The sequence below is a fragment of the Oceanisphaera arctica genome (assembly GCF_002936955.1).
Classification (GTDB): Bacteria; Pseudomonadota; Gammaproteobacteria; order Enterobacterales; family Aeromonadaceae; genus Oceanimonas; species Oceanimonas arctica.
Window position 1 is genome coordinate 23,690 of the sequence record NZ_MPZM01000028.1, and the last position, 14,492, is coordinate 38,181.

Here is a 14,492-nt window from a genome sequence, read left to right on the forward strand (position 1 = left end):
CTCCCTGTATAAAACTAAAAAGCGTAAAACGAAAAAGCCCGCATCGGATGGGGACGCGGGCTTCAGAATTCTAATCGACTTGTCGTCAGCGCATCAGCCCGCCCCAGTGCCACCAGTGGTGGTACCGGTAATAATAATGGTGGTGATGCGGCTTGCACTCGGCAACATGACGAACAACCTCTGAAAACGAATAGCATAGCAATACCCCGGGCGTCCCTGCTTGTCAACTTCAATCCCCGGCAGACAAGGCGCGTTCCAGGTCTTTGTAAAGCAGATGCAGCAGATTGAGATCCCGCTGTTCCAGCATAGGCAAACGGTCACCTGCCCACTCCGCCAGTTTTTCCTGCTGGGAAATACCGAGCTTCTCGAATAATTGTTCTGTTTTTTGTTGTAGTACCCTTAGCTGAGTGTTTTGCGACTGAACGTCGGTTTTTTCTTCGTTTTGCTCACTCAGTCCCTGGCTGAACTCGTAGGCATAAAGCATGATGGCCTGGCCCAGATTCAGCGAAGGATAACTCACTTTCAGCGGCAGGTAGCTGATGATGTCGGCCAGCGCCAGATCCTCGTTACTTAAACCGGATTCCTCGCAGCCGAACAATAGCGCCACTTTTTGTACACTTTTATTGTTAACCTGGGCGATGGCCTGCTTGGGCGTGAGATAATAGCGATAGCGCCCCCGATTGCGGGCCGTGGTGGCAATAACAAGATCCATATCCGCCAGCGCCGGCGCCAGCTCGTCGAAATATTCGGCCTGCTCCAGCACCTCCTGCGCCCCGTGTGCCACCCAGTGCGCCTTGTCCTGTTCGTGCACCCGGCTGTTCACCAGCCGCATCTGACCAAAGCCCATGGTCTTCATCGCCCGCGCCGCGGCACCGACGTTTTCGGCCCGCGCCGGCGATTTAAGTACAAAATAAAGTTGCATGCCCATCCCCCAACAAAACAGGGCATATTCTCCCACAAATCCCCCCAAGGTGGGACACCCATCTTTCAGACCCGCCGCCCCCTCCATGGGACACCCATCTCAAATTGATCACTTTTCAACCTGCGCCTATATTTAAGTTCTGCCCTCGAAATGGATAGTCGCACTATGACCCGCCCACGATCCGAGCTGGTATCACCCGATGAAACACCTTACTACCACTGTATCTGCCGCTGCGTACGACGCGCCTATCTGTTCGGTGAAGACCAGCTGACCGGCCAGAATTACAACCATCGCAAACAATGGGTGCTTGATCGCCTGCGCCAGCTGCAGTCCGTGTTCACCATCGATCTATGCGCTTATGCGGTAATGGCCAATCACTATCATCTGGTTGTTCATGTAGATACCCAGGAGGCTATGGCACTGGATGAGACTGCGGTAGTAAGCAGGTGGCGCAAGTTATTTCGTCTGCCAGTATTGGTTGAACGTTATGTGGTGGGAACGTCGGATTCAGATGCGGAGCAAGAGGCGGCAAAAGGCATTATCGCGCAGTGGCGCGAGCGCCTGGCAGATTTATCCTGGTATATGCGATGCCTGAACGAGCACATTGCTCGTAAGGCCAACCTCGAAGACGAATGCACAGGGCGGTTCTGGGAAGGACGCTTTCATTCGCAGGCTATTCTGGATGACGCCGGCTTGCTGACCTGCATGACCTATGTCGACCTCAACCCGTTACGCGCAGGTATCGTCAAGCTGCCAGAAGCTTCCGCCGATGTCTCTTTACACCAGCGGTTACAACAATACAAAGCGAACAGCTCCTCGACATCAGCCCCCGAAAAGACGGCTCCACAGCCTAATTTACTCCCATTTGTTCGCGATATTAAAGAGGATAAACGCAAGGGAATTCCTTTCGCTCTCGGCGATTACCTGGCCATGGTTGATTGGGTAGGTCGGGCTCACCGCGAGGAACAACAAGGCTGCATTCACTCCGATGTACCTCCCCTACTGGACAGAATGGGGCTTGATGCCGACAAGTTTCTGACCGCTGTAAAACCACATCAGCTATCTCACGGCACCGTTATCGGCCATACCTCGGCCAGAATTGCCTACGCCCAACTGCATCACCGACGATGTGTTATCGGCCCCGTTATTTCCACCTGAATTATCAGGTTACTGTTCGGTGATGGCAGCCAAGTACAGCCTTGCGATCTGTACTGTGTCTGCTTTTCCTCTCCAACTCTTCATCTTCCCATCATTCGCCATTTTGCCGACTAAAGCTCGGGATTGACGGTACAGAACCGCAGTTTTCCATCAGAAGGTCAATACAGAAGTCAAAAGTGAGCCAGCAAGAGCAACAAAGGACAGCCACTTTTTAAAGATGGATGTCCTTTGTTGCTCTCTTTTTCATTGCAGTTTCATTTGAAAGCGGTACGCACCGCTCAAAATACAGCCATCCCCAACGACTCACCGGGTTACTTGTTGTAACGTTTGAAATGGCTGTCCTTTTTCACTTTTTTGAAATGGCTGTCTTTTTTCACTTTGTCCTTTTCATTCTTCTCTCGATACAGGAGTACGCATGAACAACATCGCCAGGGATGGGGCCCGGATCACCATGACCCGGTTTGATGACTTTTATCGCTGCTTTCTCGATATCACTCAAGGAGCACAGGCCAGGTTCGAGGCCAAAGACTGGTTGGGAGTTCAGCAGGCCGGGCGTCAGCGTATTCGCCTGTATGACCATCATGTGAATGAAGCGGTGCAGGCCATCCGCCATAATAACAGCGGTGGTCCCTTGAGCCAGCACCAGCTCAAAGCCATCAAACAGGCTTTTAACGATCTGCTGATCGATCATACCAACCCGGAAGTTGCCGAGTCCTTCTACAACTCGGTCTATCATCGCTCCTTTCGCCATCAGAACATCCGGGCAGAAAACCTGTATGTGCACGGCTTTGTTCATCGACTGCCCTCGCCGGATCTTGCTCCTCACTGCCGGCAATATCACATCGAAGCCGGGGATGTGACCAGCACCCTGCGCCAGGTACTGCAAGGATTGCAGCTCGCCGTCCCGTTCCGGGATCTGGAGCAGGATCTGCAATATGTCAGCTGCTACCTGCAAGAGTTCGGACCGACCGACTTAACTCTCAGAGACGTCAGCCTTACTTTTATCAACCACCTGTTCTTTCGAAACAAGGGCGCCTACCTCATCGGCCGGCTGGAATGCGGCAACACCTGCCTGCCCTTCATCCTACCCATTCTGCATCATGAACAGGGCGGCCTGTATCTCGACACCCTGATCCTCTCCCACGACGATGCCTCCATACTATTCGGCTTCGCCCGCGCTTACTTCATGGTCTGGTGTCCGGTACCGGCGCTGCTGGTACACTTTTTACGACCGCTGCTGCCCAACAAGGCCGATTACGAAATCTACAGCGCCATCGGCTGCCAGAAACACGGAAAAACCGAGTTTTATCGGGATTTTCTACAGCACCTGCACAGCTCGCGGGACAAGTTTGTACTGGCTCCGGGCATCAAGGGCATGGTGATGAGCGTGTTCACCCTGCCCTCTTATGATGTGGTGTTCAAAATCATCAAGGACAAATTCACCCCCCCGAAGGAGGTCAGCCATGACACGGTGCGCGCCAAGTACCGGTTGGTCAAACAGCACGACCGGGTGGGGCGCATGGCCGATACCATGGAGTTCACCAACTTCGAGCTGCCGCTGCACCGTATCAGCCCCGAATTACTGGCCGAGCTGCAGCAGGTCGCTCCTTCACTACTTACCATCACCGGCGACACCCTGCTGATCCGCCATCTGTACACGGAACGGCGCATGACCCCGCTGAACATTTACCTGGAGCACGCCTCGGATCAGCAGGTAATTGATGCCATTGATGAATACGCCAACGCCATCAAGCAGTTGGCCACCGCCAACATCTTTCCCGGCGACATGCTGTTCAAGAACTTCGGCGTGACCCGCCACGGCCGGGTGATTTTTTACGACTACGACGAAATAGCCTACATGACCGAATGTAACTTTCGTGACATCCCCAAGGCCCGCTACCCGGAAGACGAGCTCAGCGCCGAACCCTGGTATTCCGTGGCGCCCAACGACATTTTCCCCGAAGAGTTTGCCACCTTTCTGCTTAGTAGCCCCCGCATTCGCGAAGCCTTCAAGCAGCAGCACAACGACCTGTTCACCGCCGACTACTGGCGCCAGCTGCAGCAGAACATCCACGCCGGAATATTCGGCGACGTTTACCCCTACCGACGAAAGCGCCGCTTCCGGTATTTGTACTCGTCATGAAAAAGGACACCCATCTTTGAAAGATGGGTGTCCCACATCCTTAGCCATCCCCTCATATGAGCTAGAGCTGGCGCGGCCTTGTGGGTAGACTACCCGTCTTTGAACCAAACTTGACGACACGGAACCCATGATCACCCGCGATACTATATCTGAACACCTCCATGACATCTTCGGCCAGGATATGCATGCCAAGCGGGTACTTTCATTGGCCAATGCCACTCAGGGCGTTATCGAATCCAGCTCGCTGGCCATTCATGCCATTGGCAATGGCCTCGCTCAGGCAAATGGCTTGGAGCGTAAATATGCCATCAAGCAAGTGGATCGTTTGCTGAGTAACATCAAGCTAAATGTCTGGTCACTGTTCGATGACTGGGTGCCTTACGTGGTGGCTGAACACAAGGAAATCGTGGTCTCGATGGACTGGACCGAGTTCGACGCCGATGACCATAGCAGCATCGTTCTGAGTATGCAGACCAGCCATGGGCGCAACACGCCACTGCTCTGGAAAACCCACCAGAAATCGCAGCTAAAGGGTCAGCGTAATGCTCATGAAGACGAACTGTTGTGGAAGTTGAAAACCAGCTTGCCAGACGATGTGACAGTGACTGTAGTAGCCGACCGTGGCTTCGGTGATACGGCCTTGTTCGCCTTGCTGGAAGATGCGCTGGAGTTCAACTATCTCATTCGTTTTAAAGACAATATTCTACTCTGTCCGGTCGGCGAAGAGCTCAAGAAAGCCAAACAATGGCTGACGCCCAGCGGTCGTACCCGCACTCTGAAAGATGTCGAGTTGACGGCTCAGCGACAGCCCGTAGCCCGGGTTTTCTGCTGCAAGAAAGTCGATATGAAAGAAGCCTGGTTTCTGGCCAGTAATCGACGGGACTTGGGAGCCGCCGATGCCCTAAAACTGTATGGCAAGCGCTGGGGAATCGAGTGCAGTTTTCGTGACATCAAGGACTACAAGTTCGGCATGGGCATGGCGGATACGCATATCAGTTCCACCAAGCGCCGCGACCGTCTGTTCCTGTTCAGCGCCTTGGCCATCGTGCTGCTGACCTTGCTGGGTAAGGCCGGTGATGCTGCGGGACTGGAGAAGACGATAAAGGTTAATACCAGTAAAACACGTACCTATTCCTTCTTCCGGCAAGGCTGCATCTATTATCAAATGTTACCGAAGATGAAGGAAGAGAATGCCATCAAGCTGATGGAAAAGTTTTCTTACTACCTTTCTCAACATCGTTTATATAAGCGGATCTTCGGGATTATTTGAACAATAAAAATGAGGGGATTGGTAAGTCCCACATCAGTTATTTGTGGGGAGATATCTGGGGAATAGTGACTCGGGAATGGGGAATGGGACAATCCCTATTCCCTATTCCCCAGCCCTTATAACTGCGGGTGACTCAGGGGTTCCCGGGCCACAAGGATGCCGTTGATATCGGCATAGAGGTAATCACCGGGGTAAATGGTAACGCCGGCAAAGGTGACCGGCACATCCACATCGCCCAGGCCGCGTTTTTCGGTTTTCATCGGGCAGGTAGCCAGCGCCTTAACCCCCAGTGCCATGTTGCCGATGGCACCGGCGTCGCGAATGGCGCCGTTAATCACGACCCCTTCCCAGCCGTTTTCCACCGCCTGCTCGGCCAGTTGGTCGCCCATCAGCGCGCGGCGCAGCATACCACCGCCATCCACCACCAGAACCTTGCCAGTACCCGGCGTGGCCACCAGCTCCCGCACCCGGGAGTTATCCTCGTAACAACGCACCGTGACCACCTCGCCCCAGAACACATCCTCTGCACCATAATCCTTGAACAAGGGGGCCAGTATATTTACCTTGTCGCCGTGCTCGTCACACAAATCCGGTAGTAAATCCAACATCTTGCGCTCCTTATGGCTGTAATATCGTCCACTCGATCCAATTCTGCACCATACCGCAGACAAGTCCAAAAGCTGAGTCTCAGCTTCAGACCATCCAACCCTCCGGGTAGCCGAAAGACAGCTGCTTTACCTGCTTTTGTATAACATTTGACGAATTTTGTTAAATTTTCGCTTGACCTGTATCAGGCTGGCCCCTAAAACTATTTAACATTATCGGTTGCGGGCTGTTGTTATGCCCCTGTTAACTGTTAAAATAAGGCAACGTTAGGTAATGGACCTCTGTTTGTCCCGTCTGTCTATTTTTTGGACGTGAAGCAGTAACTGCATGGGATGCAAATAAAAACGGCTCAAAGAGACAGGGCCACCGGGCCTATGCCTTACCTCCCCTGGCGGGGCGTAATGCAAAGAAATGATGCGGTAGAGTGCACAAGCAACACCTCCCTTCCGGCACCGGTAACTGTTGATACTGAATTCTATTTACATCTACAAAACAGGTAGGCTCATGCAGACTCCTCACATTCTGATCGTCGAAGACGAATTAGTTACCCGCAATACCCTGAAAGGCATTTTCGAGGCCGAAGGCTACGCCGTACTCGAAGCCACTGACGGTGAAGAAATGTACAAGGCGTTGTCCAGCAACAAGATCAATCTGGTGATCATGGACATCAACCTGCCCGGCAAAAACGGTCTGCTGCTGGCACGTGAACTGCGCGAACAACACAACCTGGCATTGATGTTCCTGACCGGTCGCGACAACGAAGTCGATAAGATCCTGGGCCTGGAAATCGGTGCCGACGATTACATCACCAAGCCGTTCAACCCGCGTGAACTGACCATCCGGGCCCGCAACCTGCTGAGCCGCACCATGCAGACCCCGGAAACTCAGGAAGAAGAAAAGCAGGTAGAAGCTTACCGTTTCAACGGCTGGACCCTGGACATCAACAGTCGCGCCCTGATCAGCCCCAACGGCGAAATGTTCAAGCTGCCGCGCAGCGAATTCCGCGCCATGGTGCACTTCTGCGAAAACCCGGGCCAGATCCAGAGCCGTGCCGAACTGCTGAAAAAAATGACCGGTCGCGAACTCAAGCCTCACGATCGCACCGTGGACGTAACCATCCGTCGCATTCGCAAGCACTTCGAGTCCATTCCCGACACGCCGGAAATCATCGCCACCATTCACGGCGAAGGCTACCGCTTCTGCGGCGACCTGGAAGGCTGACAAAAAACCCCGCTTCGGCGGGGTTTCTACATTCTGGCCGTCATTAGGGTCTTGGCAAGGCTCTGCAGCTTCAGCCGAGAATCCAGCGGCATTGGATTTACAAGCATGATAAAAAAGGAATCTGGAGCGGGCGATGGGAATCGAACCCACGTATGCAGCTTGGGAAGCTGCCGTTCTACCATTGAACTACGCCCGCTTTGAGGAAGCTTCACTATAGACCTTTTTGCGCTGGCGGCAATGCTCGGGTGCTTGATTGGTCAAGGAATAAGCTGTTCGTAGCGCGCCAGCTACACACCCACCTCCCTCTGACGATAATCTGCGATAGTACCTGTGACTCCACTGCCAAGGGGATGAGTAATATGGCGTCACTTTGCCGGCTTGGCGCTGTCCTGAGCATTCCTTTGGTCGAATGAATTCGACCCTTACATTCTCTGGTCCTTTGCTGGCAAATTCATTCGACCTTCTGCTGCGCCTTGTGCAAAATAAGGTCAGCTTCTTTTATTGGATTAAGGACTTATCTTATGCGTCTTCTCGGGGTTTCTCTGCTGGCGGTTGCGTTGTCCGGTTGTGCGGGCTGGGGTTTCAACAGCAATGTGTCGCCGGATGGAATAAAGGATTATTACAAGGGCGACGGGGTGCGGCTGTACAGCAAGGCTGACCTGGAAGACGTGAATTACGTCACCCTGGGCTCGGTAGAAGGCGAAGCCTGTCAGATAGAAACCGCTGAAGCACCACCGAAAGAGGCGGATGCCCGCGCCAGCGTGCGTCGTCGGGCGGCGGACATGGGCGCCAACGGACTCTTGCTGGATCGCTGCATCCGCTTCGATGACATGCCCGGTTGTATCGAGCAGGTGCTGTGCAGCGGTCAGGCGCTGAAGGTCGCTAACTAATGTCATCACTTATTCAGCCCGTGACGCTGGATCCCATCGGCATTATTCGCTCGCCCTATAAAGAGAAGTTTGCTGTTCCGCGCCAACCGGGATTGGTTACCAGCGCCCGGGCGCGGCTGGAGATGCTGCCGCCCTATAACGAGCCCAGCGCCTTTCGTGGTCTGGCCGAATTCAGCCACCTGTGGCTGGTGTTCGTGTTTCATCAGACTCAGGATAAAGGCTGGAATCCCACTGTTCGCCCGCCGCGCCTGGGCGGTAACGAGCGAGTTGGCGTATTTGCCACCCGCTCCACCTTTCGGCCCAACCCGCTGGGGCTCTCTGTGGTGCGGCTGCACGACATGTGCAAAGAAGGCAACAAGGTTTGGCTGGAGCTGGGCGGCGTAGATCTGGTGGACGGCACTCCCATCGTCGACATCAAGCCCTATCTGCCCTGGGCCGACGGAGTACCCGATGCCCACGGCGGCTTTGCGCCGGCACCGCCGGACATCAGCATGGAGGTGCACTTCAGCCCCGCTGCCGAGCAGGCATGCATCCACTCCGACATTCCCGATCTGCAGCAATTCATTACCGAGGTACTGGTACAGGACCCGCGTCCGGCCTACAAACACAAAGACGAGCACTGGCAGCAGTATGGGGTGCGGCTTTATCACTACAATGTGCGATACGAGGTGCTGGGGAAACTGACTCGGGTTCTTGAAATCGTGAGGGGTGAGGGGTGAGCTGAGAGTCAAACCAGCAGTAACCCCTCCCCAACCCTCCCCTTGCGTTGCACCCCGCGGGTATTCGGTTACCTCGAGGTCAAGGGGAGGGAGCAAACCGGCGCCTCCCCCTGTGTCTAAACCCTTCTGCCTGACGCCCCCCCCTGCTACAATCATTTTCTTTAATGGATTTTAAAAATCAACAAGGTTTAAGCGCATGCGTACCACTCAATACTTGCTTTCCACCCTCAAAGAGACCCCGAGCGATGCCGAGGTGATCAGCCACCAGCTTATGCTGCGCGCGGGCATGATCCGCCGGCTGGCGTCTGGCCTGTATACCTGGTTGCCCAGTGGCTTGCGGGTATTGAACAAGGTGGCCGCCATAGTGCGGGAAGAAATGAACCGCGCCGGCGCGGTAGAAATGCTGATGCCGGTGGTGCAACCCGCCGAGCTGTGGCACGAAACCGGCCGCTGGGACAAATTCGGTCCCGAACTGCTGCGCATCAAGGATCGCCACGACCGTGCCTTTGTACTGGGCCCGACCCACGAGGAAGTGATCACGTCCATGGTGCGTAACGAGGTATCCTCTTACAAGCAGCTGCCGCTGAACCTGTATCAGATCCAGACCAAGTTCCGTGACGAAGTCCGCCCCCGTTTCGGCGTGATGCGCTCGCGCGAATTCATCATGAAGGATGCCTACTCCTTCCACACCAGTCTGCAGAGTCTCGAGCAGACCTACGACGACATGTATCAGGCCTATAGCCGGATCTTCGAACGCATGGGGCTGGACTTCCGCGCCGTGCTGGCCGACACCGGCGCCATCGGCGGCAGTGCCTCTCACGAGTTCCACGTGCTGGCCCAGAGCGGTGAAGACGACATCGCCTTCTCTACCGAGTCCGATTACGCCGCCAACATCGAAATGGCCGAGGCCGTTGCGCCCAAGGCCACCGCCGATGCCGCCACCCAGGAGCTGAGCCTGGTCGATACCCCCAACGCCAAGACCATCGCCGAGCTGGTGGAGCAATTCGGGCTGGATATCGAGAAAACCGTCAAGACCCTGCTGGTGAAGGCCGCCGACGATCAGGAAGCCCCGCTGGTAGCATTAATGGTGCGAGGCGATCACGAGCTGAACGAGATCAAGGCCGAGAAGCTGCCGCAGATAGCCACCCCGCTGACCTTCGCCACCGAAGAAGAAATTCGCGCCATCGTCGGTGCCGGCCCCGGCTCTCTGGGCCCGCTGAACATGCCGCTGCCGGTGGTAGTAGACCGCGCCGTAGCGGTCATGAACGACTTTGGCGCCGGTGCCAACATAGAAGACAAGCATTACTTCGGTATCAACTGGGGCCGAGATCTGCCGCTGCCGCAAGTGGCCGACCTGCGCAACGTCAAAGAAGGTGACCCCAGCCCCTGTGGCAAGGGCGTGCTGCAAATCAAACGCGGCATCGAAGTGGGCCACATCTTCCAGCTGGGCAACAATTACTCCAGCAAGATGAACGCCACCGTGCTGAACGAAGAAGGCAAGTCGACAGTACTGGAAATGGGCTGCTACGGCATCGGTGTATCTCGTATCGTGGCCGCAGCCATCGAGCAGAACTTTGATGATCGCGGCATCATCTGGCCGGAGGCCCTAGCGCCCTTCCAGGTCGGCATTATTCCGATGAACATGCACAAGTCTTACCGGGTGAAGGAAGTAGCTGAACAGCTGTATAACGAGCTGACCGCCGCAGGTATCGAAGTGCTGTTCGACGACCGTAAAGAACGCCCGGGCGTGATGTTTGCCGACATGGAGCTGCTGGGCGTGCCCCACAGCATCGTCATCGGCGATCGCAGTCTGGACAACAAGGTAGTGGAATACAAGACCCGCCGCGGTGGCGAAAAGTCCGAAGTGGCCATCGACGACATCGTCGTCCAGCTGATCAAAACCATTAAGGGATAAGCTGGAAGTCACAAGCTGGAAGCAAAGTGCGGCGCCGTTTGATACGGCGCCGTTTTTTGTTCAGCCCCTCCCCCTTGGCAGCGGGGTTACAGGCATAACAGGGGGTCATCGCCAGGGGGAGGCTGGGTGGGGGTGTCGCTTGTGACCTGACTGCCGAAGCTGCGGAACATGCAGATATTCTGCCGTAACCCCTCCCCAACCCTCCCCTTGCGTTGCACCCCGCTGTTGTTCTGACAATTCCGAGCCAAGGGGAGGGAGCAAACCGGTGCCATATTCAAAGATCGGCGCCGATCTGCCCCTCCCCCTTGGCAGCGGGGTTACAGGCACAACAGGGGGTCATCGCCAGGGGGAGGCTGGGTGGGGGTGTTACTTTGGCTCTGGCATTTAAACTGCGATACTGGCCTTTCTGCCCGGGAACCAAGCACTTATACTGAGCCAAAAGGGAGGGGCATTTATGGAGCAAGAAGAAAGCAACGCCTGCGCCATGGTACTGACCGGGGGCGGTGCCCGGGCGGCGTATCAGGTAGGAGTACTCAAGGCCATTTCCGAGTGCTATCCCCGTGGCCAGCCCATTCCCTTCCCCATTCTATGCGGTACCTCGGCCGGGGCCATCAACGCCACCGCCCTGGCCTGTTATGCCTCCTGCTTTCATCTTGGGGTGCGCAAGCTGGAATACGTTTGGCGCCATTTGCATACCGAAAACGTGTTGCGGTTACAGGCAGGCAAGCTCATCAGCCATTCGCTCAAGAGCCTGGTCTCCGGACTGCTGGGCCGCCCCACCCAGATGGCCCTGCCGCTGTTCGACAACAGCCCGCTGGAGCGCTTGCTGGAAAAGCTGATCGACTTTCAGCGCATCGACAACAACCTGCTCTATGGCGCCCTGGAAGTACTGGCCGTCACCGCCTCCAACTACAACACCGGTGACTCCACCACCTTTTTTCAAGGCCGGCCCTATCATCAGCCCTGGGCCCGGGCCGGCCGTTCCGGTCGCTCTGCCATTATTACACCGCCACATCTGCTGGCCAGCAGCGCCCTACCCTTTATATTTCAACCCAGCCAGCTGCAGAACCACCACTATGGCGACGGCTCCATTCACCAGCTCAACCCGCTGAGCCCGGCTATTCACCTGGGCGCCAACCGCATTCTGATCGTCAGCCTGGCATCGGACGAAGCCGACTCCGGTACCCTACCCAGCGACCCCAGCAGCTCAGACATTGCCGGTCATCTGCTGGATACCATTTTCACCGACGCCCTCACCTCAGACATAGAACGGCTGCAGCGCATTAACAGCACCATACGGCTGGTGCCGGAGCGAAAACGGGCCCAACTGTCGCTACGCCATATCGACAACCTGGTGCTCAAGCCCAGCCACAATCTGGATGATCTCACCCACAAGCACTTTCACAAACTGCCGTTCAATATTCGCGCCCTGCTGCGGCTGTTCGGCGTTAACGCCGGTGACGCCACCGGTCTGGCCAGCTTCCTGCTGTTCGATCAGGATTATTGCCGCGAGCTGATCGATCTCGGCTACCAGGACACCCAACCCCGCCTGGAAGAGATCTGCCATTTTCTGGCGGTAGAGCCGAGGTTGAAGAAGACCGGGTGAAATCTACAGTAACCCCTCCCCAACCCTCCCCTTGCGTTGCACCTCGCTGGCGTTCTGTTAATCCGGAGTTCAAGGGGAGGGAGCAAACCGGCGCCGTATTCGAAGAACAGCGCCGGACGGCCCCTCCCCCTGACAACAATATTACAGGCTTAACAGCGGGTTATCGCCAGGGGGAGGTTGGGAGGGGTGTCACTTTGTTCTGCTAGATTTGAGGCTAAAGGGAAGGAGTAAACCGGCCCCGGTCAGGGAGTGTCGCTGATATGAGAAAGAATCACCGCCAATACACCGTCGATATTGGCCATGACTTCCCGGTTGGTAAAGCGTAAAACGCGGATGTTCAGCGAGTAAAAATAGTCATCACGCTGCTTATCGTGTCTGAGGGCTTCACCGTCAACAAAGTGGCTGTCACCGTCTATTTCGATTACCAGCTTCAGCCGGGCGCAATAAAAATCTGCAATGAAGGGCCCTATGCCATGCTGTCGGCGAAATTTGATGCCAAGCTGTCCGGCCCGTAGGCGCCGCCAGAGCCGTTGTTCAGGCGCGGTAAGCTCATGGCGAAGCCGGCGTCTGAATGCCTTTTGGCCGGAACGATTAAATATGCGGCCCATACGTTTTTACTCCGGTTCCCACTCCAACTTCCAGCCAGGTTGATCAGATTCAGGTGTGTAGTCTTTGCACACGAACAGGCCGAGGGCGGCGACCAGCTCTGAGCCCTGCATCAGCAACGGAATATGGGGTCTTTGCCAGGGAGGGATGCCGTATTCCTGCCACAGTTTTTTCAGCGGGCGAGATCCGGACCGGCCAGCAGGCCGAGCGCGAAGGCCGGAAACCTGAAAGGCGATGTGCAGCCGGGTCGGTTCCAGCCCTACCACCAGGTCGGCGCCTTGGGTTACCGGGCTGAGTCGTAACTGGCCCACGCCGCAATGCAGCCATTCACCGGAGCTCAGGCTGGTCAGAGGGTGGGGTGTGGCGCCGTCGGTCGGCAGATAGAGGAAGCCCTGATAACGGCGGATGCTACGCCGTCCTAAGCGTACTTCCGGCTCGGCATCCACGCGGGCCAGCGCCAGCTCTTGCCAGATGGCCTGCAGCTGACTGCGACTGCAGTACATGCCATGCTGCTGCAACCAGTGGCGCAGCACGTTATGGCGTCGGGCCAGGCTCAATGCCTGCAGACCATTAACAGACAAACCACCGGCCTGGTTCAGCAAGGCGGGCAAGTCTTGTTCGGCCAGCTCCAGCGCCAGCTCCATCTGCTCGGCGCACAGCTCGGCGCTGCGGGCCAGGGTGCGGTTGAAGGAAGGCCATTGCTGCAGCAACGGCGGCAAGATGCGATTGCGCAAAAAATTGCGGTCAAAGTCGTCATCGGCGTTGCTGGGATCCTCCACCCAGCTCAAGCCCTGCTCACGGGCGAAGGTTTCCAGCTGTTTGCGAGAACAAGCCAGCAAGGGCCGCCACTGCTGGCCCGGGCCGAAAGGCTTACGCACGGGCATGGCCGCCAACCCCGCTACCCCGGCTCCACGTTTCAGTGCCAGCAACAGGGTTTCGGACTGATCATCCAGATGATGGCCGGTCAGCAGTATCTCGTCGGGCTGCATTACCTCGGCCAGCGCTTTATAGCGAGCTTCGCGCGCCGCCGCCTCCAGGCTGACTCTGGGCCCCTGCTCTACCTGTACTCTTATGGTCTGACATGTAACGCCCAACGACTCTGCCACCCGGGCACAGTGGGCCGGCCAGTCTTCTGCCGCCGCCTGAAGACCGTGGCCGATATGTACCGCCCGCACCGCGCAGCCCTGCTCCCGGGCCAGACGCGCGGCCAGCGCCAGCAGCACGGTCGAGTCCAGCCCACCGCTAAAAGCCACCAGCAGGCCGGTTTCAGGCGTCAGCTCGGCGGTGTGTCGGCAAAATTCGGTGTATAAGTCCAAGTTCAGGCTCTGAAGAAAGCGGTAAATAAAGAATAAGCTGAAAGTGCTGTGCAGTAACCCCTCCCCAGCCCTCCCCTTGCGTTGCACCCCGCTGTCATTCTGCCATCCCGAAGCTAAGGG

Annotated in this window: 12 protein-coding genes and 1 tRNA gene; 8 read left to right on the forward strand and 5 right to left on the reverse strand. The window is 56.3% G+C overall.

Annotated features, from left to right (window positions below; all coding sequences use genetic code 11):
* Nucleotides 1–229: 229 nt before the first annotated feature.
* The gene (locus tag UN63_RS11960) at nucleotides 230–922 is read right to left on the reverse strand and encodes a tRNA/rRNA methyltransferase (RefSeq protein ID WP_104486994.1); all 693 of its coding nucleotides are present in this window, start codon (nucleotides 920–922) and stop codon (nucleotides 230–232) included.
* A 165-nt stretch (nucleotides 923–1,087) separates the two neighbouring features.
* Here UN63_RS11960 and UN63_RS11965 point away from each other — a divergent pair, with 165 nt between their 5' ends.
* The 3 genes from UN63_RS11965 to UN63_RS11980 all read left to right on the forward strand — a co-directional run bounded on the left by UN63_RS11965 (nucleotide 1,088) and on the right by UN63_RS11980 (nucleotide 5,493).
* Nucleotides 1,088–2,080, forward strand: coding sequence for a transposase (locus tag UN63_RS11965; RefSeq protein ID WP_104486982.1), 993 nt, complete (start codon nucleotides 1,088–1,090; stop codon nucleotides 2,078–2,080).
* Nucleotides 2,081–2,495: 415 nt separating this feature from the next.
* The gene (aceK, locus tag UN63_RS11975; RefSeq protein WP_104486984.1) at nucleotides 2,496–4,223 is read left to right on the forward strand and encodes a bifunctional isocitrate dehydrogenase kinase/phosphatase; all 1,728 of its coding nucleotides are present in this window, start codon (nucleotides 2,496–2,498) and stop codon (nucleotides 4,221–4,223) included.
* 127 nt (nucleotides 4,224–4,350) lie between these two features.
* Nucleotides 4,351–5,493, forward strand: coding sequence for an IS4 family transposase (locus UN63_RS11980; RefSeq protein WP_104486985.1), 1,143 nt, complete (start codon nucleotides 4,351–4,353; stop codon nucleotides 5,491–5,493).
* Between the two features lie 116 nt (nucleotides 5,494–5,609).
* Here the strand turns inward: UN63_RS11980 and UN63_RS11985 are convergent, their stop codons facing one another.
* Entirely contained in the window at nucleotides 5,610–6,101 is a 492-nt protein-coding gene (locus tag UN63_RS11985) for a putative 4-hydroxy-4-methyl-2-oxoglutarate aldolase (RefSeq protein WP_104486986.1), read from the reverse strand.
* A gap of 502 nt (nucleotides 6,102–6,603) precedes the next feature.
* Here UN63_RS11985 and arcA point away from each other — a divergent pair.
* Nucleotides 6,604–7,320, forward strand: a complete 717-nt coding sequence (arcA, locus tag UN63_RS11990; RefSeq protein WP_104486987.1) for a two-component system response regulator ArcA — start codon at nucleotides 6,604–6,606, stop codon at nucleotides 7,318–7,320.
* Nucleotides 7,321–7,442: 122 nt separating this feature from the next.
* Here the strand turns inward: arcA and UN63_RS11995 are convergent.
* Nucleotides 7,443–7,516 (reverse strand) — tRNA-Gly (locus tag UN63_RS11995).
* A gap of 325 nt (nucleotides 7,517–7,841) precedes the next feature.
* Between UN63_RS11995 and rcsF the strand changes: the two genes are divergently transcribed.
* The 4 genes from rcsF (at nucleotide 7,842) to UN63_RS12015 (ending at nucleotide 12,450) form a co-directional block, all read left to right on the forward strand.
* Nucleotides 7,842–8,210 (forward strand): Rcs stress response system protein RcsF, encoded by a 369-nt coding sequence (gene rcsF / locus UN63_RS12000; RefSeq protein ID WP_104486988.1) that lies wholly within the window; start codon nucleotides 7,842–7,844, stop codon nucleotides 8,208–8,210.
* Nucleotides 8,210–8,929, forward strand: coding sequence for a tRNA (N6-threonylcarbamoyladenosine(37)-N6)-methyltransferase TrmO (gene tsaA / locus UN63_RS12005; RefSeq protein ID WP_181068238.1), 720 nt, complete (start codon nucleotides 8,210–8,212; stop codon nucleotides 8,927–8,929). The genes rcsF and tsaA overlap by 1 nt, the downstream gene beginning before the upstream one ends.
* A gap of 196 nt (nucleotides 8,930–9,125) precedes the next feature.
* Complete coding sequence (locus UN63_RS12010) at nucleotides 9,126–10,844, forward strand: proline--tRNA ligase (protein WP_104486989.1); 1,719 nt, start codon at nucleotides 9,126–9,128, stop codon at nucleotides 10,842–10,844.
* Nucleotides 10,845–11,298: 454 nt separating this feature from the next.
* Complete coding sequence (locus UN63_RS12015; protein ID WP_104486990.1) at nucleotides 11,299–12,450, forward strand: patatin-like phospholipase family protein; 1,152 nt, start codon at nucleotides 11,299–11,301, stop codon at nucleotides 12,448–12,450.
* Between the two features lie 242 nt (nucleotides 12,451–12,692).
* On the opposite strand, the gene UN63_RS12020 is transcribed toward UN63_RS12015, so the two are convergent.
* Nucleotides 12,693–13,058 carry an endonuclease domain-containing protein gene (locus UN63_RS12020; RefSeq protein WP_104486991.1) on the reverse strand — a complete coding sequence of 122 codons (366 nt, stop codon included), beginning with the start codon at nucleotides 13,056–13,058 and terminating at the stop codon, nucleotides 12,693–12,695.
* 6 nt (nucleotides 13,059–13,064) lie between these two features.
* Nucleotides 13,065–14,492: tRNA lysidine(34) synthetase TilS (gene tilS, locus UN63_RS12025; RefSeq protein WP_244905179.1), on the reverse strand; the 1,428-nt coding region annotated here is incomplete at its 5' end.

Excerpts from the sequence above, each read along its gene's own strand:
- arcA (WP_104486987.1), top strand. The coding sequence starts at position 6,604 with ATGCAGACTCCTCACATTCTGATCGTCGAAGACGAATTAGTTACCCGC.
- UN63_RS11985 (WP_104486986.1), bottom strand. The coding sequence starts at position 6,101 with ATGTTGGATTTACTACCGGATTTGTGTGACGAGCACGGCGACAAGGTA.
- UN63_RS11965 (WP_104486982.1), top strand. The coding sequence starts at position 1,088 with ATGACCCGCCCACGATCCGAGCTGGTATCACCCGATGAAACACCTTAC.
- aceK (WP_104486984.1), top strand. The coding sequence starts at position 2,496 with ATGAACAACATCGCCAGGGATGGGGCCCGGATCACCATGACCCGGTTT.
- UN63_RS12015 (WP_104486990.1), top strand. The coding sequence starts at position 11,299 with ATGGAGCAAGAAGAAAGCAACGCCTGCGCCATGGTACTGACCGGGGGC.
- tsaA (WP_181068238.1), top strand. The coding sequence starts at position 8,210 with ATGTCATCACTTATTCAGCCCGTGACGCTGGATCCCATCGGCATTATT.
- UN63_RS11960 (WP_104486994.1), bottom strand. The coding sequence starts at position 922 with ATGCAACTTTATTTTGTACTTAAATCGCCGGCGCGGGCCGAAAACGTC.
- UN63_RS12010 (WP_104486989.1), top strand. The coding sequence starts at position 9,126 with ATGCGTACCACTCAATACTTGCTTTCCACCCTCAAAGAGACCCCGAGC.
- rcsF (WP_104486988.1), top strand. The coding sequence starts at position 7,842 with ATGCGTCTTCTCGGGGTTTCTCTGCTGGCGGTTGCGTTGTCCGGTTGT.
- UN63_RS12020 (WP_104486991.1), bottom strand. The coding sequence starts at position 13,058 with ATGGGCCGCATATTTAATCGTTCCGGCCAAAAGGCATTCAGACGCCGG.
- UN63_RS11980 (WP_104486985.1), top strand. The coding sequence starts at position 4,351 with ATGATCACCCGCGATACTATATCTGAACACCTCCATGACATCTTCGGC.